This is a genomic window from Massilia scottii, assembly GCF_030846495.1.
In the GTDB taxonomy this organism is placed as follows: domain Bacteria; phylum Pseudomonadota; class Gammaproteobacteria; order Burkholderiales; family Burkholderiaceae_D; genus Telluria_A; species Telluria_A violaceinigra.
Genome location: NZ_JAVCWM010000010.1, coordinates 163,540 through 183,924, shown reverse-complemented (window position 1 = coordinate 183,924; position 20,385 = coordinate 163,540). Strand labels below are relative to the sequence as shown.

Below are 20,385 nucleotides of genomic sequence, written 5' to 3'. Positions count from 1 at the left end.
CGGCAAGGGGTTCGATCGGCCCCTGCTCGCCATGCACATGAACAGGTTCGCCGCCATTCCAGCCGGCGCCGCAGGACTGGCCGCCGCGCTGCTGATGGCGGCGGCGCTGGCCTGGCTCGCGCTGCGCCCTGCCCCGCTGCCGGCAGCGCCGCCCGATGCCGGTCCGGCGGCGTTTTCGGCCACCCGCGCGCTGGCGCATGCCGGTTTTTTGGCGCAGACGCCGCGCCCCATCGCCAGCGACGCCAATGTGCGCGCACGCGACTACCTGCTGGAAAAGCTGCGCGCGCTCGGCCTCGACCCGCAGGTACAGACGGCGACGGTCAGCAGCAGCGCGCGCGATGGCGCCGGCAATGCGCGTCTCACGGTCGCGGTGGTGCACAACATCGTAGTGCGCATCCGTGGCAGCGCGCCGGTGCGCGGGCATCCGCTGATGCTGGCCTCGCACTACGACAGCGTGCCCGACGCACCCGATGCCGCCGGTGCGGTTGCCGCCCTGCTCGAATCGCTGCGCGCCCTGCGCCAGGGTGCGCCCCTGGTCAATGACCTGATCGTGCTCATTGCCGATGGCGAGCACGCCGGCTCGCTCGGCGCGCGCGCCTTTGTGGAGCAGCATCCGTGGGCCCGCAAAATCGGGCTGGTACTGCGTTTCGAGGGAGCGCCAGGACACGGTCCGTTGACGCTGCTCGATACCCATGGCGGCAATGGCGGTACCGTGGCGGCATGGGCGCGCCTGGACGCGGCGCCGGCCGGCTCCTCGTACCGGCCGGCCGGGGTGGCCGGCCAGTCACCACTGCGCACGCTCGGCCTGGCCGGCATGCGCTTCGCCGGTGCGGCCGACAGCGCCGCCATGCAGCACAGCGGCGACTCGATCGTGTCGCTGGCGCGCACATTCGGCGCGCATCGTCTCGAAACAATCGCCGCGCCGGACCGCGTGTACTTCACCGTGCCGCTGGCCGGCGCGCTGCACTACCCGGAACGCATCGTCTGGCACATCACGCGCGTCGCCTGCGCGCTATGCCTGCTGGTGTGCTGGGCCACGCTGCGGCATGGCACGAAACGCATCGGCCCACTGGCGCTGAGCGCCGCCATGGCGGGCCTGCTGGCAGCGCTGATCGTCCTCAGTGCGGCAAAGCCCGGCGCCACCTACCTGCTGGCGTGGCCGCTGATCGGCGTGCTGCTGGCCACCGGTGCGCTGCACCTGCCGCTTACTGCCGCCCTGTCGCGCCATGCGCGCGCCGCCATCCTGGCCACCGGCACGCTGCCGGCAATCGCGCTCCTGCTCCCGCTGGCGGCAGCCGTATTCACCCGCCCAATTCCGACGACGGCGCCACCGGACAGCATCACCTACCTGGCCGACGCCACCACCTGGAAATCGTACTGGCTCGATGGCGCCGGCGCGCGCGCATCGACGGCGGCGCCGCGCACCGGCATCGCCTTTCCGCAGATCGAGATGCTGAAAAACGAGGACACGCCGGCCAGGCGCCGCGTGGCGTTTGCGCTGACCTCGAAAAACGCGGCGCCGACCATCGAACTGCGGGTAAAAGGCGCGCGCGTGCTGGCGGCGCGCCTCGATGGGCGCGTGCTGGCGACGCAACGCGGCGGCGACTGGACGCTGACCCTGCACGGCATGGGCCAGCGGCGCCTGCCGGTCAAGCTGGAGCTGGAAGGCGGCGCCACCGCGCGCATCCATATCCAGGAATCGATCCCCGGCCTGCCCGCCGAGGCGATTGCCCACCAGCCCACCCACGCGCCACGGCGCGGCCGCACACTTTCCACCGACATGCTGGTACTGCGCTAGCGCCGCGCGATTTCCTTTGCAAACGGGGTGGCGGAATGGCATACAATGTTTCGCTCCGCCCGCCGTGGGCGCCGTATTTACCACCTTCTACCGCACTAGGAACCCATGCAAAAGATGCTTTCCTCCCTCGTGAGCACGGCCCTGGCTACCAGCCTGACCGCAGCTTTCCCCGCGTACGCCGCCGGCGCCGCATCCGTCCCCACCGTCAAGGAAGCGCCGCTGCGCGCCCACCTGTCGTTCCTGTCGAGCGATGTACTCGAAGGACGCGGCACCGGCCAGCGTGGCGGCGACCTGACCGTGGCCTACCTCGAAGCGCAGGCGCTGGCCGTCGGCCTCAAGCCGGGCAACGGCGACAGCTTCCGCCAGTCGGTCAAGATCGCGGGCGTGAAGGCCACGCCGGACAGCAGCAGCGTGGCGCTGGAAGCGGGCGGCAAGGCGCAATCGCTCGCCTTCGGCAAGGACTGGGTCTGGGCGCCGGGCGACGCCAAGGCCGTGCACGCGATGGACGCCGACCTGGTGTTCGTCGGCTACGGCATCACCGCGCCGGAAGAAGGCTGGGACGACTACAAGGGCATGGACGTCAAGGGTAAAATCGTCGTCATGATGGTCAACGACCCGGCGCCGACGGCAGCCGAGCCGAATCGCTTCAACGGCAAGGGCCTGACCTACTACGGCCGCTGGACCTACAAATTTGAAGAAGCCGCGCGCCAGGGCGCCGCCGGCGTGCTGCTGATTCACACCGATGCCTCGGCTTCGTATGGCTGGAGCGTGGTGCAGAACAGCTGGCTGAGCGAACGCTTCCAGCTGGCGCAGGGCAAACTGGGCGCCAATATGGAAGGCTGGATGACCGAAGCCGCCGCGCGCACCCTGTTCGTCGCCGCCGGCGAAGATCTGGACGCGCTGCGCACTGCCGCCGAGAACAAGAACTTCAAGCCGGTGGCCCTGAAAGCCAAAGTCAAAGGCGAGATGAAGGCGGCCGTGCGCATGGTCGAACAGTTCAACGTGGCCGGCGTGGTGCCGGGCACCGATCCGAAACTCAAGGACGAAGTGGTAATCTACAGCGCCCACTGGGATCACCTGGGCAAGCAAGGCGAAGGCGCCGACACCATCTACAACGGCGCGGTCGACAATGCATCCGGCACCGCCGGCTTGCTGGCCATGGCGCAGGAAGCGGTGCGCTCGCCGGCCAAGCGCAGCCAGATGTTCCTGTGGGTGGCAGCCGAAGAACAGGGCCTGCTGGGCAGCGCGGCCTACGCCAGCAGCCCGCTGTGGCCAGCCAATAAAACCGCGGCCAACCTGAACCTGGACAGCCTCAATTTCGTCGGCGCGGCCAAGGACATCGGCACCAAGGGCAGCGAGCGCACGGAACTGGGCGCGATGGCGGAAGCGACCGCCAAGGCCATGGGCCTGGTGGTGCGTACGCCCGAGCCGGACCTGGCGGGCGGCTACTTCCGCAGCGACCATTTCAGCTTCGCGAAAGCCGGCATTCCGGCCTTCTCGATCGAAGGCGGCAAGGACTATGTGAAGGATATTGAAGGCGCCAAGGCCAAGCAGGCCTCGTACCGCGCGCGCTACCACCAGGTAGGCGATGAATACGATCCGGCCTGGGATCTGTCGGGCATGGTGCAGCAGGCGCAGTTCACCCTGAACCTGGGCCGCCGCGTGGCGGACGCACCGAAGATGCCGGCCTGGAAAGCCGGCGACGCCTTCGGCAAGGTACGCGCCTCAGGCAAATAACGCAGCAAGGGGTGGGCTTGCGGCCCACCCCATCTTCTTATGCCAGCTCGAACTCGGACGGGCTGACGCCCAGTTCCTTGCAGATCTTGATTGCGACCGCCTTTTCGCTGACGTCGAAATTGCCGTCCGCCGACGCGATGGCGATCACCATGCGCACCAGCAGGCGCGCCGCCTCGCCGTTCGATTTCATCTTGCCCAGTGCCTGGTAAGCTTTCGATTCGCCGATATCCTTGTCGAATTCAAGCTGGCCCACATGTTCCTGGAACGCCTTGATCACGTCGTTGGTCGTGAAGACCGACAGCGCGTCGTGGGTCTCGATAAACTTGACCATTTTTTGCTTCTCGTCCGACGTGATGTTACCGTCCGCCATGGCGATCAGCGCCGAACCGGCCATGGCCGCATTCATGAAATCCTTGTTCTTGAATTTCAGGACATCGGTTTTCATTTCACCGGCTTTGGTTTTCAGGCGAGTCAGAAAATTGTCGAAACTCATGGTGTACTCCGGTTTGCAAGTTGATAAGAACGGCAATCTTACTCTGATTTTCGGCTTCGCTACAGCAAACGGGCGCTCCTTTAAGCCGGCCGTAACAAAGCGGCGCTCAAAACCGCGCGTGCCAGGTCAGATCGGCGCTGCGCGGCGCACCCAGAATAACCTGGCTGTTCACATTCGCACCGCTCCAGCCGGCGTACAGCTTGTCGCCCAGATTACGCACGCGTAGCGTCAGGTCGCCCGTGCCGAGCCGCCAGCTTGCGTACACGTCGGCCGTGGTGAATGCGTTCATGCGGATCGTATTGGCGTTGTTGGTGTAGCGCTCGCCCGTGTAATTGAGCGCGGCGCCCAGCTTGAGCGGCATCTGGTCCACCTTGTAGTCGACCCACAGGTTGCCGGTTTTTTTGGCGACGTTGGGCGGCAGGTTCCCCGCGCGTGACACCTTGCCCGCTTCGAGCAGCTGGTCGAACTGGGCGTCGAGCAGCGCCACGTTGCCGTTGATGCTCACCTGGCGAGTTGGCCTCCACGCCGCCGCCAGCTCCACCCCGCGCGAGGACTGCTTGCCGCTGTTGACGGTCAGGGTCGGCACGGCGGCATCGCGCGAGAGGATGTTATCGAGCTCGATCCGGTACAGCGCCAGCGTGGTGTCGAGCGTGCCGCCGAAGAGCGACTGCTTGATGCCGATTTCGCTCTGCGTTCCTTTCGACAGTTCAAAGGCGGCATTCGCGGCGCTGAGCAGCAGCAGGTTGCCCGAGCCGACCGGTGCCGATGCGCTGGTGTGCTGCGCGTACACCGAGATGTCCTTGTCGAACGCGTACACGGTCCCGAAGCGCAGCGAGCGCGGGTCGTACGTCTGCGCGTACGCGGTTGCCACGCCCGTGTTCAGGTCCGCGGTGCGTCGACCAAGCTTGACCCGGTCCTGGCGCAGACCCGCCACGACGGTCCACTTGTCGGTCACCCACACCGCATCTTCCAGATAGAGAGACACGGTTGGAATACTGGTCGAAAAATTGGTGCGGTTGCCGGCGCCCGTGTACAGCGCGGCGTTGGCGCTCAGCGCTTCGTAGCTGCCATAGCTTGGATCGAACAGGTCGACCGTCAACGCGGCATTGGCGGCGCCGGCACCGTTGGAAAAACTGCGGCCAGTGGCAAAGCGCGTCTTGCTGTATTCCGCGCCGGCGGCGAAGCGGTGCTTCAGGCCCGCCAGATTGCCGGTGTAGGACAGGTCGAGCCGGTTGCCGAACACCTGGTGGTCGTGCGTCACCCCCACCAGGTCGCGCACGATCTGGCGCGGCGCGCTGAAGGTGTAGCTCTCGGCGTTGCGCCAGCTGCGGTCGGCTGTGTAGTACGACAGTTCGTTGCGCAAGGTCCAGTCGGGAGCGAGCTTCCAGGTCAGCTTGGCGCGCGCCCAGGCGCTGTCGGACTCCATGACCGCGTCGTCGACGTTGTAGTTTTTAAAGGCCAGGCGCCGGTCGATCACGCGCCCGCCAGCATCGCTGACCGCGCCCACGGGATCGGTCGCCAGAGCACGCGGCACCAGCGGCGAGCCCTGATACGCCTTCACGTTATCGGACAGCAGGTCCAGGCTCAGGTCGAGCGTGATGTCGCGCGTCAGCGCGCTGGTGGTGGCCAAGGTCAGGCTGTCGTAGCGCTGCTTGTTGCGGTCGATGTAGCCATCGGACTGCTGGTGGCTGTAATCGATGCGCACGGCGCTGGTCTCGCCCAGTGGCCGGTTGATGCCCGCGCCGAGGCGCCAGGTATTGAAGCTCCCGTACGACAGCATCGCTTCGCTGGCGGGCAGCGCGCGCTCCGGCCGCTTGGTGACGAAATTGATCGCGCCGCCAATCGCGCCGTCGCCCGACATCAGCGAGGCAGGTCCCTTGAGCACTTCAATGCGCTCGAAATTCCATGTGTCCTGGGTACGCGCACTCATGGTCGGCACGGCGATGCGGCTGCCGTCGTACAGATAGCTGACAAAGCCCGCGCTGAACCCGCGCGACGACGTCTGCGACGGCGAGGTCGCATTGCCTCCCTGGGTGATGCCGACCGCGCCACGCACCGCTTCATCGAGGCTGCGCGCGCCGCGCACCTCGATCAGGTCGCGGTTGATCACTTCGACCGACGCCGGCGTCTCGCGCAGGGTCAGGTCGAGGCGGCTGCCGATATCCGTGCTGTCGCTGCCGGCCGGCGCGCGGGCGCTGTCGATGACGACCACCTGCATTGGCGGCGGTGCGTCGTCGGCATATGCGACCAAGGGGCTATACAGGCAAAGCAGTGCGCAGGGCAGCTTTCTCAATTTCACGGCAAGACTCCTATTGATAATAAGCTCTCATTATCGTATAGTCCTCGACACTTCCGCAATCTTTTAGTTAAGTCAACCCCATGGACATGATGAAACCCGCCCTCCAGATGGACAACGTCACGCGCCGTTTCGGCGAGCGCGTGGCCCTGAACGGCCTCTCGCTCACCTTGCAGGCGGGCGAGGTGTACGCGCTGCTCGCCCCCAACGGTGCCGGCAAAACCACGACGCTCAATCTGATCCTCGGCTTCCTGCAGCCGGACGGCGGCAGCATCCATGTGTGCGGCGAACCGGTGGCGGGCGACGCGGCCCGCACGCGCCGCTCGATTGCCTATCTGCCGGAACAGGTGGCGATTTATCCTGAACTGAGCGGGCTGGAAAACCTGCGCTACTTCTCGCTGCTGGCGTCAAAGGAGCTGGACGACGCTACCTTGCGCCAGCTCTTGAGCGAGTCCGGCCTGCGCGCCGACGCGCATGACCGCCACGCGCGCAACTACTCGAAAGGCATGCGCCAGAAGGTCGGCATTGCGATCGCGATGGCGCGCGAAGCGAAGCTGCTGCTGCTCGACGAGCCCACCTCGGGCCTGGACCCGCTGGCCGCGTCGGAGCTGTCGGGCCTTCTGCGCGCGGCGGCGCAGCGTGGCGTCGCCATTCTGATGGCCACCCATGACCTGTACCGCATCAAGGAAGTGGCCACCCGCGTCGGCGTGCTGCACGCGGGCCGCATCGAGCGCGAAATCGATCCGCAAACGACCGGGCACGCGGCGCTGGAGCAGGTCTACATCACCGAGCTGGCGCGATGAGCGGGGCGCTGCATCCGGCGCTGCTGCGCGCCGAAGCCCAGCGCCTGTGGCGCGAACCACGCCTGCGCTGGGTCGCCATCCTGGCGCCGCTGCTGCTGCTGACCGTGTTTTTCTCGTCCATGAGCGGTGCCGCGCGCCTGGCCGACGAACGCACGCGCTTCGCCGCATCCGAGCGCGCGCGCTGGGTCGCCCAGGGCCAGAAGGACCCGCACAGCGCCGCGCACTTCGGCGTGTGGGCGGTCAAGCCGTCGTCGCCGCTGCTGGTGCTCGCGCCAGGCATCGAGCCCTTCGTCGGCCTGTCGGTCTGGCTGGAGGCGCACAAGCGCAACGAGATGATTTTCCGCCCCAACCAGGATGCCGATCCGATCATGCGCAGCGCCGCCTCGGTGGCGCAGGTGCTCGAAGTGCTCGGGCCGATGTTTGCGATCCTGCTCGGTTTTGCCGGCTTCGCCCAGGACCGCCAGCGCGGCACCCTGCGCATGGCCTTCGGTAACGGCGCCACGCCCGGGCGCCTTTTGCTCTCGCGTTTCGCGGTGATGGTGGGCGCGCTGGTGTGCATGGCGCTCGCTCCCGTGGTGGCGATGGGGACCTTCGCGCTGCAGGCGCTGCCCGACGCCGGCTGGAACGGCGCGGGCCGGCTGGCCATCTGGAGCCTGCTGAACTTCATGTACCTGCTGGTGTTCTTGCTGATCGCACTGGCGGTGTCGCTCAAGGCGCCCAGTGCGCGCGCGGCGCTGACCATCATGCTGGTGCTCTGGCTGGTGCTGTGCGTGGTGCTGCCGCGCGCCGCCGGCAATGCCGCGCAGGTGTTCGCGCCCGTGCCCTCATACCAGGAGGTGCGCAGCCGCGTTGAGAACGAGTCGCCCGCGTACGAAGGCGCCGAGAAGTGGGAAGCGCGGCGCCAGGCGCTCGTCAAGGCCAAAGTGACCAATGTGCGTGCCGCGCAGCTCGACCAGTCCGAGCGCGAATCGCACGATGTGTTCGACCGCGTGCTCGGGCGCTTTTACGACTCGGTGGAGCAGCAGGACCGCACCTTCGGCTGGCTGGGAGCCATCACGCCGACCGTTGCGCTGCAAGCGTCCGGCGCGGCCGTTGCCGGCACCGACTTTTACCAGCACCGGCATTTCATCGAGACCGCCGAAACCTACCGGCGCGCGATGGTCAACCGCCTTAATGGAGATTTGATGCGTCATGCGGAACACGAGGACGCAAGCGCCTCGACCGGCAAGCAGTTCTGGGAATCGGTGCCGGCCTTTGCCTACCGCGCGCCGCCTTTGCGCGGCGTGCTCGCCAACGCGGCGGCGCCCTTCCTGCTGCTGGCGGGATGGTGCCTCCTTGCCGGCCTTGCCGCCTGGCGCGCGGTGAAAGGGGTGCAGCCATGACGCGCGCACTGTTTCGACTCGAACTGGCGATGCTGCTCAGGGCGCGCTTCACATGGATCATCGGCGCACTGCTGTTTGCGGCGCTGGCGTGGGGAGCGGTCAACGGCCAGGCCAACGCCGACGGGCAGCAATCCACGGTCGAGCGGGTGAAGATGCACGCGGCAGCCAAGGTCCTGAAGCAGCAGGCCGCCGTGGCGCGCTACAGCCACCCCGCCGACACGGTGCTGCCGTACTGGCAGGACCCGTCCGACGCCGCCGGCTACATGCGCTACGGCCTGTCGGCGTATGCGCTCAAGCCGCCGTCGCCGCTGGCGGGGATTGCCATCGGCCAGTCACGGCTGCTGCCGTTCTATATCAAGACCGATCTCGATTATGTGGCGCCGCCGGCTGCCGCCTTCGACTTCATCAACCCGCGCATCCTGAGCCTGGGCGACTTCGACCTGTCGTTCGTGCTGGTGTATGTGCTGCCGCTGGCCTTGATCGCCATCGGCGCCTCGCGCCTGGCGGCCGAACGCGATTCCGGCGCGCTGCGGCTGATGGCGGCGCAACTGCCGTCGTTCCGCCAACTGGTGATGCTCAAGTTTAGCGTCGCCGCCATCGTGTGCGTACCGTTCACGCTCGTGGCGACGGTGCTGGCCCTGCTGGTGGCGGGCACGCCATGCTGGAGCATGCAGACGGCGGGCACCATGCTGCTGCTGGGCGCCGCGCTGGCCGGCTTCACCTTGTTCTGGGTGGCGCTGACAGCACTGGTGGCAAGCCGCATCGGGGTGGTGGGAAGCTATCTGCGGCTGGTGTCGGTGTGGATCGGATTCACGTTCTTTGTACCAGCGGCTGGCGCGCTGGTCATCGACACGGCTTATCCGGCGCCATCGCCGCTGCTTTATCTCGACGACCTGCGGCGTGCGAACGACTTTACGCCGGCCAATCGCGATGCGCTGTTTGCCGCGTTTGCACGCGCCGAGCCGGCGTATGCGGCGGCGGCGGACAGGGTTGGCAAGGTGTCGTATGCGACCAAGCAGATCGCGGTGCAGCAGGCGGTGGAACGGCAAATCGAGGAGCGCGCTGCGGCTGCGGCGCGCCAGAACGAGGCCGCGGCGGGGCGGGCGGCCGCGCTGCGCTGGCTGTCGCCGGCGATGGTGTTCGATACCTTGCTGCAGCAGGCTGCGGGCAGCGGCGTGGAACGTCACAAGCGCTTCCTCAAGCGGACCGGCGAATATACGGACGAACTGCGGGCGTTTTTCTGGCCGCGCGCGCTGGCGGAAGCGGCCAATCCGGCCAATGCATGCCAGGGCTGCGCGGCGCGCCTGAACTTCACGGATCACGACAAGATACCGCGCTTTCAGGCTGACCGGCCGCTCGAAGGCGTGGCCGGGAGTATCGGCGGGGGGGTGGGATATATGTGGGTGCTGGCGTGTGCGGTGGTGCTGATGCTGTGGCGCGGGCGGCGGTTCAGGGTGTAAGCGCCGCCGGAGAACGACGGGTCAGTGCGTCTTCGGCGCGCGCGCCCGGCGTTTCGGCACCGGCGCCGCCTTCGCACGCTCCGCCGAGCAGTCGGCGCACACGCCGTACAAGGTCAGTTCGTGGCGGTCGATCACAAAACCGGCCGGCGCGAGATTTTCCATCGTGCCCGGGCAGCCTTCGACATCGAACACGCGGTCGCACGGCACGCAATGAAAGTGGTGATGGTGATGATGCGCGGCGTGGCTCATTTCGTAGCGCGCATTCTCGCCCGGCAGGCTAACGGTCTGGATCGTGCCCTCGTCGAGCAGCAGCTTGAGGTTGCGGTAAATGGTCGCGATGCCGATTTCGGACACGGTCTCGCGTACCCCGGCGAGAATTTCCTGAGGTGTAAGCGGGCGGGCCGCCGCATCGATGACAGTACGAATCGCTGTCCGCTGGCGTGTAGAACGTTCCATGGCGAGGCTGTTGAAGCAAAAACCTATTATCCCATAAAGCTGAACAAACACTTGCCCCGCTAATGATAATGCATTATCGTTAACGCCAAGCAGTCAGGTAATGCTCTCCCGACCTCCACCACGAAAGCCATCATCCCGTGCCTTCCATCGACTTCGCAGACAGCAGATCCACACCAGCGGCGCGGCGCGACTTCGCCTGGCCTACCGACCCGGCCAGCGCGCCGGGAACGATCAGCAGCGGGATCTGCCACGGCACCCTGGGCGAGCTGATTCAAGGCCCGTACATTTCAGATGGGGCGGCGCATATCAGCCTGATCTCGCTGCCGGTCAAAAAATACAGCTGCATGCACTTCACCCACGGCGAGCGCGCCGGCGCGGATAACGCACTCGCCACCAAGACCAAATGCCAGCAGGCGATCGGCCACTACCTGGCGCTGCACCGCAAGCACCTCCCGCCCGGGACCTGGAATCACGATTCCGAACTGCTGGAAGGGAAAGGCATGGCCAGTTCGACGGCCGACATCGTGGCCACCATCCGCTGCCTCGATGCGATCTTCGGCATCGAGTCGCCCGGCGAATCGATATCGGCCACCCTGCGCGCCATCGAGCGCTCCGACAGCGTGTTCTTGGATACCTACGCGCTGTACCTGAGCGGACGCCAGCAGGTGGTGCAGTGCTTCGGCAGCGCACCGACCTTCCATGCCTGCTATATCGACGAGGGCAACCGCATCGATACCGAAAAAACCGGCGCGCGGCTGCTCGCGCTGTACCAGGAGCGGCTCACGCCATATACGGCCAATCTCGATAATGCCGTCGACGCATTTTTACGCGGCGACCTGGCAGCCATCGCCGCCTGCGCCACGGTCAGCGCGGTGCTGGGGCAGGACGCCATCCCCAAGCGCAACCTGGGGGTGCTGCTCAAGAACCAGGCGCGCTACGGGGCCGACGGCATCTTCATCGCACACACGGGCAGCCTGGCGGGCTACCTGTACATCCACAAACCGGGCCCCACGCAAATGGGGGCGCTCTCGTCATTCTTTCGCGGCCTTGGCTATCAAAGCCGCTTCGTCCAGACAGGATTCTGACCATGTTCGATCACATTGCAGACGCCATCAAGGCGCCGGACTTCGTACGCCTCGGCCCCAACCTGTACGTCGCCCGTTTCGAGACGATGAAGGTGTATTCGACGCTGGTGGCGGTCGAGCGCTTGCTGGCCGCGGGCGTGGTCAGGCGCGGCGACACGCTGCTCGACAGCTCCAGCGGCATCTACGCATACGCGCTCGCGCTGGCGTGCCACAAGTTCGATATGCAGTGCCACATCATCGCCTCGAAAACGGTGGACAAGACGCTGATGGTGCAGTTGCAGCTGCTCGGGGCGAACGTGGAGCAGGTGCCGCCATCGGCCACCCTGAAAATGGACCAGAGCCTGCGCGTGGCGCGCATCCAGGAGATCCGCGCAGCCAGTCCGCATGTGCACTGGATGCAGCAATACCACGACGATATTCACTACGCCGGCTACGAGCCGATCGCCAGCGACATCGAACGCCTGCTCGGTACCGATGGCCTGACCATTGTCGGCGGCGTGGGCTCGGGCTGTTCCACCGGCGGCCTGGCGCGCGCGCTGCGCTGTACCGACGATGCGGTGGAACTGGTCGGCGTACAGCCGTTCGGCAGCGTTACCTTCGGCTGCGCCCACATCGAAGACCCGGGCATCATCATCGCCGGCATCGGCACCGGCATCCCCTTTCGCAACGTGCAGCACGCGCTGTACGACCAGATCCACTGGGTCGGCTTCGACTACGGGCTGGCGGGCGCGGTGGCCTTGCTGCGACGGCACGCGATCTTCGCCGGCCTGTCGAGCGGCTGCTGCTACCTTGCCGCCGCGCGTGAAGCGCAACTGCGGCCCGAGCGCAACGTGCTGTTCATCGCGCCCGATACCGGCCACCGCTACGTGGACGCGGTCTTCGCGCAGCACGCCGACGCGCTGGAACTGCATTCGCTGGCGCCCGTCCACGTCGACTCGCACGAGCAGCTAGTGCTGCCCTGGTCCGTGATGGCCTGGAACCGCCGCACCGCCACCGAAACATTCAACTGAAAAGGGAGTAATCACACCATGGCACATCTGTTAATGATCGAAAGCTGGGTCGGCGGCACCGGCCGCATCTTCCCCGCCACCATCACCGGCGCCGGCCACACCTACACCTTCGTGACGCGCAACCGCGGCCACTACCTGGACGGCCAGGATGCCCCTATCCACCCGGTGCTGGCGCACGCCGCCAATGTGCTCACGACCGAAACGAACGACGTGCCGGCGCTGATCGCCTTCCTGCGCGCACAGCACCGCGTACTCAGGTTCGACGGTGTGGTGACCATCTGCGACTACTACATCGACACCGTGGCCCAGGTGGCGCAGGCGCTGGAACTGCCGCAGGCGTTCAGCAGCAACGTGGCCATGGTGCGCCGCAAGCACCTGGTGCGCGAAGCGCTGGAAAAGGCCGGGCTGCCCAATCCCGCTTTCAGTGCGGTGACATCGTGGGACGCTGCGCGCGAGGCGGCCAGCGAGATCGGCTACCCGCTGATTCTCAAGCCGTCGGACCTGGCATCGAGCGCGTTCGTCAAGCTGGTCAAGGATGAAGCGGAGCTGCACGCCGCCTTTACGGCGCTGGAAGCATTCCCGACCAACTTCCGCGAGCAGGCGCGCGAGCCGCTATGGCTGCTGGAAGAGTACATGAAAGGCGAGGAAGTCAGCGTGGAAGCGTGCACCTTCGGCGGCCAGACAACCATCATCGGCATCACCGACAAGAGCCTGACAGGCTTCCCCTACTTCATCGAGGACGGACATATGTTCCCGGCGCGGCTGGATGGCGACGTGAGCGAAGCGGTTTGCGAACTGGTGACGGCGGCGCTGGAGGCGGTCGGCTTCGACCACGGCATCAGCCACACCGAAGTGAAGATCACGCGCAAGGGACCGCGCATCGTCGAAATCAACCCGCGCCCGGGCGGGAATTACATTGCGGAGCTGATCGAGCGGGTTACGGGTATCGAATTCCTGTCCGCCCAGATCGACCTGGCGCTCGGCCGGCAGCCTGACCTCACGCGCAAGGAGACCGGCGTTCAGAGCGCCGCCATCAAGTTCCTGGTCCCGGCGGGCGTGGGCCGGGTCAGCGCCATGACGGGCATCGACAGCGTGGCCGGTGCGCCACACGTTGCACGTGCGCTGATCCCCAATGCGGCCGGCAAGGAACTGGCCGCGCCCATCGACAACGCCTGCTACCTCGGCCACGTGGTAGCGACCGATCCGGACGGCCTGGATGCGCGCAAATATGCCGAGAAAGCGCTCTCCCGGGTTGAGATGAGTTTTGCCGGCGATGCGAAAGAGCCGGCCGCGCCATGGAACGTGGCGGGCCTGATCGAAGACGTGCAGTGCGGCCTGTACGGACCGGCACCGGCGACGATGCACGTGGTCGGCGCGTCGTGGATTTCGCAAAGCACGCGCTTTCCGGGCACCCAGCAAACCTATCGCAACTACTATCTGGTGCTGCGCGTGGGCGCGGCTTTTGGCGCCTGCTGCATCGAACGCGATGCGCTCGACCCGACGATTGCACCGGCGCTGGCAGGCAGCAGCGTGGCCGACCTGCTGGTCGATCCGCGCCTGCCGGTGCGCATCGCCGCGCTCGACGCGTACCTGAATGCGGTGCGTCCGCCGCGCGAGTCGGCGCTGGCGCAAGCGATGCTGCTGCCGGTCGGCGCGCCGCCGGTGCGGGCCGTGGCGCGCGACAATGCGATTGCCGCGCTGGTGTCGATCAAGCCGGGCCAGCGCGTGGGCCTGATCGGCGTGGTCAATCCGCTGGTCGACGCGATCGTGCAGCATGGCGGCATTTGCCTGCCGTGCGACTTCAACATGGAACGCACGCAGAACGGGCTGGAAGTGGCGCGCGACATGCTGCCGATCCTGGAGCAGGCCGACATGATCATCGCCACCGGCATGACCCTGTCGAACGGGTCGTTCGACGAGATCCTGATGGCGGCGCGGCGGCGCGGCATTCCGCTGATCGTGTACGCGCAGACCGGCAGCGGCATCATCCCGCGCTTCCTGGGCGACGGCGTGGCCGCGGTATGCGCCGAACCGTTCCCGTTCTCGCAGTTCAGCGCCGATCCGACTTCCGTCTACCTGTACCGCGCGCCATGACCGTTCTCTCCGACCAGGTTCGCAAGCGCGGGCTCAATGCGCTGCTGGTGTACACCTTCCTGATGGTGGTCGGCTTTGCCATGCTGATGCCGCTGGTAAGCGTGCACTTCGTGAGCAACGCTGGCATGGCCGCGGCCGTGGTCGGAGGCGCGCTGGCGCTGCGCCAGATGACGCAGCAGGGACTCGCGCTGGTGGGCGGCATGCTGGCCGACCGCTTCGGCGTGCGGCCCATGATCTGCCTCGGCGTCCTGTTGCGCGCCGCCGGCTTTGCCAGCCTGGCGTTCGCCGATGACGCCCTCATGCTGTGCGTGGCAATGGTGGTGTCGGCGCTGGGCGGTGCGCTGTTCGAGGCGCCCTACCAGGCGGCGATTGCCGCACTGACCACGGAAGAGACGCGGCCGCGCTACTACGCACTCAGTAACTGGGTCAGCGGCATTGCCAGCACCATCGGCCCGCTGGTTGGCGTGGCGCTGCTGCATGTGGACTTCCAGATGGTGTGCCTGGCGGCTGCGGCCTGCTTTGCCCTCAACTGCGGCATCGCCATGTGGATGCTGCCGCCGCTGGAAATCCAGGAGGCGCCGCAGGCCATGACGCACCGTCTCGGCCTGGTTACGCGCGACCGGCCCTTCTTGCTGTTCACCGGCCTGATGATGGGGTACTGGTTCGTGGCGGTGCAGATCAATATCAGCTTCCCGCTGCTGGCCGAACGCCTGAGCGGCAACCAGGATAGCGTGGGCATCATGTTCGCGCTCAGCGCCGGCCTGACGGTGCTGCTGCAGTACCACCTGCTGCGGGTGGCGGAGCGCTGGCTGTCGACGCAGCAGATCCTGGTGCTGGGCGTGACGATCATCGCGCTCGGCGCCGGCGCCATCGCGCTGGCGCATACCTTTGCGGCCTTTCTGGTGTGCGTGGCGGCGTTTTCGGTTGGCGCCATCCTGGTGCGGCCGACGATGCAGAACCTGATCGCCAGCATGGCCAATCCGCAGGCGCTGGGGACTTTTCTCGGTTTCAGTTCGCTCAGCCTGGCGCTTGGCGGCGCGATCGGGAATGTGACCGGCGGCTGGCTGGTCGAATTTTCGGGCGCGCGACAATGGCCGCAACTGCCGTGGATGATATTTTGCGCGGTCGGGCTCCTGAGCGCGTTCGGCCTGTTCCGTTTGGCGCCACGCGCGCGGGAGGCCGCATGAACAAGCAGCATGCGATTGCGATGCTGTGCGGCGCAATCGTCGTGGCCAGTGCGGCGCGCTACTGGAACACGCCCGCGCGCGCACAAGCGGCGCCGCCCTCCCCGCCCGCCATCGTGGTCAACACCGTGGTGCCGGTGGTGCGCGACGTTCCGGTGGTACTGCGGGCGAACGGCACGGTGACCCCGACGAGCATGGTGGACGTGCACGCGCAGACCACCAGCACGGTGAAGCACGTGCACATTCGCGAAGGCCAGTTCGTCAAGGAAGGCCAGTTGCTGTTTTCGCTGGATGACCGCGCAGAGCGCGCCGGCGTGGAGCGCGCGCAGGCGCAGGTGATGCGCGACGAGGCGGCGCTGGCCGGCCTGGAGCAGCGCTACCGGCGCAGCGTGGAACTGCTGGACAAGCAGTTCATCGCCATCACAGCGGTCGATACGCTGCGCAGCGAGGTCGATGCGGCGCGTGCGCTTCTGCGGGCCGACCAGGCAGCACTGCGCGCGGCGCAGGTGGGCGCCAGCTACAACGCAATCCGCGCGCCGATGGCGGGCCGGGTCGGCGCGATTACGGTGTATCCGGGTAGCCTGGTGCAGGTCAGTACCCTGCTTGCCACCGTCGCGCGGCTCGATCCGATTGCGGTCGCGTTCACGCTGCCGGAATCGAATGTGGGCGAGCTGCTGGCGGCGCAGCAGCGCGGCGCGGTGGCGGTGGAAGCCAACAAGCGCACAGGAAGGCTGAGCTTCATCGACAACAGCGTCGACCCGGCGGCCGGGGCAATCCGGGTCAAGGCGAGTTTCGAGAACGGCGACGCCGGCATGTGGCCGGGGCAGTACGTCGACGCGCGCGTGACCGTGCGCACCCTGCGCGGCGCGGTCGTGATTCCGCAGGCGGCGATGATTACCAACCCCACCGGCAGCTTCGTGTACGTGGTGGGGCCGGACCAGACGGTGAAACAGGTGGCGGTGAAGCGGCTGCATGCGTTCGGATCGAGTGCGGCGGTCACGGGCCTGGCGGGCAGCGAAACCATCGTCACGGAGGGCAAGCAGAATCTGAAGCCGGGCGCGCGCATCAAGGCGGGCCAGGGATGAACTTATCCGGATACTGCATCGAGCGCCCCGTGATGGTGGTGCTGCTGTCGGTCAGCCTGGTGATTGCCGGACTGCTGGCGTACCGCTTCATTCCCGTGTCCGCGCTACCGAGCTACAACACGCCGGTCATCAATGTGCAGGCCAACCTGCCGGGCGCCAGCCCCGAGACGATGGCGTCGTCGGTGGCGCTGCCGCTGGAGAAGGAGTTCTCGGCGATTGCCGGCGTCACCTTGCTGACCTCCACCAGCACCCTGGGCGCGACGTCGCTGACGCTGGAGTTCGGACCGGCCATCGACATCAATGCCGCCGCGGTGGACGTGCAGGCGGCGCTGCTGCGGGCGCAGCGCGCACTGCCGCGTGAAATGACCGAACTGCCGTCGTACCGCAAGGTCAATCCGGCGGAAGCGCCGGTGCTGTCGATGGAGATGACGTCGCCGTCGATGGACTTGTCGGCGTTGAACGACTATGCGGAGAACCTGATCGCACCAGGCCTGTCGGGTCTTCCGGGCGTGGCGCAATTGACAGTGCTGGGACAGAAGCGCTTTGCCGTGCGGGTGCGCGCCCATCCGGGCCGCATGAAGGCGCGCGACCTGTCGATGGATGAACTGTCGGCCGCGCTGCAAGCGGCCAACGCCAATTCGCCGCTCGGTGTGCTGGACGGGCCGGCGCAGACGATGGTCATCCAGGGCAACGCGCAACTGCTCAAGGCGGCCGACTACGCGGGGCTGATCGTGGCCATGCGCGCAGGCCAGCCGGTGCGGCTGGAAGACGTGGCCGATGTGGAAGACAGCTACCAGTCGGTGCGCTCGGCCAGCAGCTTTAACGGCGAGCGCTCGATCGTGCTGCTGCTGTACCGCCAGCCGGACGCGAATACGCTGGCCGTGGTCGACTCGGCCAAGCGGACGCTTGACCGCATGCGCACGCAGCTGCCGCAGTCGGTGGCGATCAATATGGTCAACGACCGTTCGGTATCGGTACGCGAGGCGATGATTGATGTGAACATCACGCTCGGGCTGACCATCGTGCTGGTGATCCTGGTGATTTTTCTATTCCTGCGCCGTGCCGCGGCCACGCTGATCCCGGCGCTGACGATTCCGATTTCGCTTCTTGGCGCACTGCTGCTGATGCACTGGCTCGGCTACAGCCTGAATAATGTCTCTTTGCTGGGGATCACCCTGGCCGTGGGGCTGGTGGTGGACGATGCGATCGTCGTGCTGGAAAATATCGTGCGCCATATCGAGGCGGGCAAGACCCCGGTTGATGCGGCCTTCGTCGGCGCGCGCGAAGTGAGCCTGACCATCGTGTCGATCTCGATCTCGCTGGCGGCGGTGTTCATGCCGATCTTCTTCATGCCGGGCGTGATGGGATTGCTGTTCCACGAGTTTGCGGTGGTGGTCTCGCTGGCGGTGCTGGTGTCGGCGCTGGTGTCGCTGACGCTGGTGCCGATGCTGTCGAGCCGCCTGCTGCGCGAAAATGAACATCACGTCGCAGCCACCGGTAGCGCTTTCGGGCGCCTTGAAAGGGCGTATGCGAGTTCGCTGGACCGGGCGCTCGCCCACCGCACCTTGGTGCTGCTGGCGGCGCTGGCCATCCTGGTGCTGACGGTGGGGCTGTATGTGGCCATTCCAAAGGGGCTTCTGCCGGAAGAGGACCTGGGCCAGATCCGCGTATCGACCGAAGCCTCGGAAGATATTTCATCCTCCGCCATGCTGGCACTGCAAGTGAAAGTGGCGGCGGCGATCAAGGCCGATCCAAATGTGCGCGATGTGACATCGTCGGTCAGCGGCGACAATAGCGGCAGCATGTTCCTGCTGCTCAAACCACGCGAACAGCGCGCGGCGATGGCCGATGTGATCAAGAGCCTGAAGCGCGCCACCAGCGGCATTGCCGGCGTGGCCGTCTATCTGAAACCCGTGCAAAATTTCCAGGTCGGCGGACGGCCCAGCAAGAGCCGCTACCAGTACACCTTGCAAAGCGTGGGCGCCGGCGGTCCCGATGAATGGGCAACCCAGTTCCTGGAGCGGATGCGGGCCGACCCGCGCTTTAGCGACGTCACCAGCGATGCGCGCAACCGCGGCTTGCAGGCGACCTTGAAGATAGATCGCGACAAGGCAGCGGTGCTGGGCGTGCGCGTCGCCGATCTGCGCAGCGCGCTGTATTCGGCCTTCGGCGAGCGTCAGGTGGCGACCATTTACGGCACGGCCGCCACCTATTCGGTGATCCTGGAATCGGCGCAGGCCGAGCGCCAGTTCGAGGATGCGCTGGGCCATGTGTCGGTGCGCAGCAAGGCAGGTGAGCTGGTGAACGTATCGAGCTTTGCGACGGTGGAGCGCACGCTCGGGCCACTGTCGGTCAATCACCAGGGGCAGCTGCAGGCGATCACGCTGTCGTTCAACCTGGCGCCCGGCGTGCCGCTGGGCGCGGCGACCGGCGCCATCGATGCGATGGGCCACGACATGAGGCTACCGGCGTCCATCGTGGCGCGTTATGGCGGCGACGCGGCGGTGTTCCAGGAGGCGCAATCGAGCCAGGTGTGGCTGATCGTGGCCGCGCTCGGGGTGATCTACATTCTGCTCGGGGTGCTGTACGAAAGCTATATTCATCCGCTGACCATTCTGGCGGGGCTGCCGTCGGCGGCTGTGGGCGCGCTGCTGACCTTATGGCTGTTCGGGATGGAGTTGACCATGATCGCGGTGGTCGGTATTTTGCTGCTGATCGGGATCGTGAAGAAGAACGCGATCATGATCATCGACTTTGCGCTTCACCTGCAGCGCGAGGAAGGCATGGCACCGGAACTGGCGGTGCGGCAGGCCTGCCTGCTGCGCTTTCGGCCAATCATGATGACGACGATTGCGGCGCTGATGGGCGCCCTGCCGATTGCGCTGGGATGGGGTGCGGGGGCCGAGCTGCGCCAGCCGCTGGGGCTTGCGGTGGTCGGGGGACTGGTGTTTTCGCAGCTCATTACGCTGTATGTGACGCCGGTGATGTATCTGGCGCTGGACCGGTTCGACCGCAAGAAGAAGCGTCTGCGCAGTGAGCCGGTGCGGCTGGGACGGGGCCAGTCAGTCGTCAGCGAGACGGTCTTTTAACGGAGCGCCATCCCCGGCGCTCCTGTTGGTCAAACAGCGATCAGGCAAGCTGGCGATCAGCCGTGCCAGCAGCTTTCGGCTCCAGGCTATACGCACCGGCGCCAAAGGCGACCACTTGCAGCAGGCCACCGGCCATGGCCAGGTTTTTCAGCAGGTGAATCAGCTGGTTCTGGTCGCCGATCGCATGGTGGAACACCAGGCCGGTCACGATGGAGAACAGCGCCAGCCCCAATGCCACCAGCCGTGTTTTGATTCCCAGGGCGAGCATCAGCCCGCCCACCAGTTCAACGGCGATGGCAATCATTAAACCAACCGAGGCCAGTGGCAGGCCCATGGCCTCGATGTAGCCGATGGTGGCCGCCGGCGCCAGGATTTTCCCGATCCCGCTGAAGATGAAGATCGCTGCCAGCAGC

15 protein-coding genes are annotated in these 20,385 nt (G+C 66.3%); 11 read left to right on the top strand and 4 right to left on the bottom strand.

The window, feature by feature from the left end:
* Positions 1–37: 37 nt before the first annotated feature.
* A complete protein-coding gene (locus RBA41_RS16355) occupies positions 38–1,798 on the top strand; it encodes a M28 family peptidase (RefSeq protein WP_306625146.1) in 1,761 nt (586 codons plus the stop codon).
* A gap of 105 nt (positions 1,799–1,903) precedes the next feature.
* On the top strand, positions 1,904–3,535 hold the full coding sequence (locus RBA41_RS16350) for a M28 family peptidase (RefSeq protein ID WP_306625145.1): 1,632 nt from the start codon (positions 1,904–1,906) through the stop codon (positions 3,533–3,535).
* A 37-nt stretch (positions 3,536–3,572) separates the two neighbouring features.
* On the opposite strand, the gene RBA41_RS16345 is transcribed toward RBA41_RS16350, so the two are convergent.
* Positions 3,573–4,028, bottom strand: a complete 456-nt coding sequence (locus RBA41_RS16345; RefSeq protein WP_306625143.1) for a tellurite resistance TerB family protein — start codon at positions 4,026–4,028, stop codon at positions 3,573–3,575.
* Positions 4,029–4,134: 106 nt separating this feature from the next.
* Entirely contained in the window at positions 4,135–6,327 is a 2,193-nt protein-coding gene (locus tag RBA41_RS16340) for a TonB-dependent receptor (protein WP_306625141.1), read from the bottom strand.
* Positions 6,328–6,416: 89 nt separating this feature from the next.
* On the opposite strand from RBA41_RS16340, the gene RBA41_RS16335 reads away from it, so the two are divergent.
* From RBA41_RS16335 to RBA41_RS16325, 3 genes are read left to right on the top strand one after another with little or no spacing between them, the layout of a single operon-like run.
* Positions 6,417–7,127 (top strand): ABC transporter ATP-binding protein, encoded by a 711-nt coding sequence (locus RBA41_RS16335; protein WP_306625139.1) that lies wholly within the window; start codon positions 6,417–6,419, stop codon positions 7,125–7,127.
* Positions 7,124–8,509: a DUF3526 domain-containing protein gene (locus RBA41_RS16330; protein WP_306625138.1), complete on the top strand. Its 1,386-nt coding sequence runs from the start codon at positions 7,124–7,126 to the stop codon at positions 8,507–8,509. The genes RBA41_RS16335 and RBA41_RS16330 overlap by 4 nt, the downstream gene beginning before the upstream one ends.
* Complete coding sequence (locus RBA41_RS16325; protein ID WP_306625137.1) at positions 8,506–9,969, top strand: ABC transporter permease subunit; 1,464 nt, start codon at positions 8,506–8,508, stop codon at positions 9,967–9,969. Before RBA41_RS16330 ends, RBA41_RS16325 begins: the two co-directional genes overlap by 4 nt.
* A gap of 21 nt (positions 9,970–9,990) precedes the next feature.
* Here RBA41_RS16325 and RBA41_RS16320 read toward each other — a convergent pair whose 3' ends face one another.
* A complete protein-coding gene (locus RBA41_RS16320; protein WP_099873769.1) occupies positions 9,991–10,425 on the bottom strand; it encodes a Fur family transcriptional regulator in 435 nt (144 codons plus the stop codon).
* A 137-nt stretch (positions 10,426–10,562) separates the two neighbouring features.
* Between RBA41_RS16320 and RBA41_RS16315 the strand changes: the two genes are divergently transcribed.
* The 6 genes from RBA41_RS16315 to RBA41_RS16290 are packed head-to-tail and all read left to right on the top strand — an operon-like array spanning position 10,563 to position 19,972.
* Positions 10,563–11,510: a GHMP family kinase ATP-binding protein gene (locus RBA41_RS16315; RefSeq protein WP_306625136.1), complete on the top strand. Its 948-nt coding sequence runs from the start codon at positions 10,563–10,565 to the stop codon at positions 11,508–11,510.
* A gap of 2 nt (positions 11,511–11,512) precedes the next feature.
* On the top strand, positions 11,513–12,520 hold the full coding sequence (locus RBA41_RS16310) for a pyridoxal-phosphate dependent enzyme (protein ID WP_306625135.1): 1,008 nt from the start codon (positions 11,513–11,515) through the stop codon (positions 12,518–12,520).
* Between the two features lie 18 nt (positions 12,521–12,538).
* Positions 12,539–14,614, top strand: a complete 2,076-nt coding sequence (locus tag RBA41_RS16305; RefSeq protein ID WP_306625134.1) for an ATP-grasp domain-containing protein — start codon at positions 12,539–12,541, stop codon at positions 14,612–14,614.
* Complete coding sequence (locus RBA41_RS16300) at positions 14,611–15,801, top strand: MFS transporter (RefSeq protein ID WP_306625133.1); 1,191 nt, start codon at positions 14,611–14,613, stop codon at positions 15,799–15,801. The genes RBA41_RS16305 and RBA41_RS16300 overlap by 4 nt, the downstream gene beginning before the upstream one ends.
* Positions 15,798–16,883, top strand: a complete 1,086-nt coding sequence (locus RBA41_RS16295; protein ID WP_306625132.1) for an efflux RND transporter periplasmic adaptor subunit — start codon at positions 15,798–15,800, stop codon at positions 16,881–16,883. The genes RBA41_RS16300 and RBA41_RS16295 overlap by 4 nt, the downstream gene beginning before the upstream one ends.
* The gene (locus RBA41_RS16290) at positions 16,880–19,972 is read left to right on the top strand and encodes an efflux RND transporter permease subunit (RefSeq protein WP_306625131.1); all 3,093 of its coding nucleotides are present in this window, start codon (positions 16,880–16,882) and stop codon (positions 19,970–19,972) included. Before RBA41_RS16295 ends, RBA41_RS16290 begins: the two co-directional genes overlap by 4 nt.
* A 40-nt stretch (positions 19,973–20,012) precedes the next feature.
* Here RBA41_RS16290 and RBA41_RS16285 read toward each other — a convergent pair whose 3' ends face one another.
* A complete protein-coding gene (locus RBA41_RS16285; RefSeq protein WP_306625221.1) occupies positions 20,013–20,381 on the bottom strand; it encodes a DoxX family protein in 369 nt (122 codons plus the stop codon).
* Positions 20,382–20,385 lie beyond the last annotated feature (4 nt).

Excerpts from the sequence above, each read along its gene's own strand:
- RBA41_RS16305 (WP_306625134.1), top strand. The coding sequence starts at position 12,539 with ATGGCACATCTGTTAATGATCGAAAGCTGGGTCGGCGGCACCGGCCGC.
- RBA41_RS16290 (WP_306625131.1), top strand. The coding sequence starts at position 16,880 with ATGAACTTATCCGGATACTGCATCGAGCGCCCCGTGATGGTGGTGCTG.
- RBA41_RS16355 (WP_306625146.1), top strand. The coding sequence starts at position 38 with ATGAACAGGTTCGCCGCCATTCCAGCCGGCGCCGCAGGACTGGCCGCC.
- RBA41_RS16345 (WP_306625143.1), bottom strand. The coding sequence starts at position 4,028 with ATGAGTTTCGACAATTTTCTGACTCGCCTGAAAACCAAAGCCGGTGAA.
- RBA41_RS16330 (WP_306625138.1), top strand. The coding sequence starts at position 7,124 with ATGAGCGGGGCGCTGCATCCGGCGCTGCTGCGCGCCGAAGCCCAGCGC.
- RBA41_RS16350 (WP_306625145.1), top strand. The coding sequence starts at position 1,904 with ATGCAAAAGATGCTTTCCTCCCTCGTGAGCACGGCCCTGGCTACCAGC.
- RBA41_RS16320 (WP_099873769.1), bottom strand. The coding sequence starts at position 10,425 with ATGGAACGTTCTACACGCCAGCGGACAGCGATTCGTACTGTCATCGAT.
- RBA41_RS16335 (WP_306625139.1), top strand. The coding sequence starts at position 6,417 with ATGAAACCCGCCCTCCAGATGGACAACGTCACGCGCCGTTTCGGCGAG.
- RBA41_RS16325 (WP_306625137.1), top strand. The coding sequence starts at position 8,506 with ATGACGCGCGCACTGTTTCGACTCGAACTGGCGATGCTGCTCAGGGCG.
- RBA41_RS16310 (WP_306625135.1), top strand. The coding sequence starts at position 11,513 with ATGTTCGATCACATTGCAGACGCCATCAAGGCGCCGGACTTCGTACGC.
- RBA41_RS16300 (WP_306625133.1), top strand. The coding sequence starts at position 14,611 with ATGACCGTTCTCTCCGACCAGGTTCGCAAGCGCGGGCTCAATGCGCTG.
- RBA41_RS16295 (WP_306625132.1), top strand. The coding sequence starts at position 15,798 with ATGAACAAGCAGCATGCGATTGCGATGCTGTGCGGCGCAATCGTCGTG.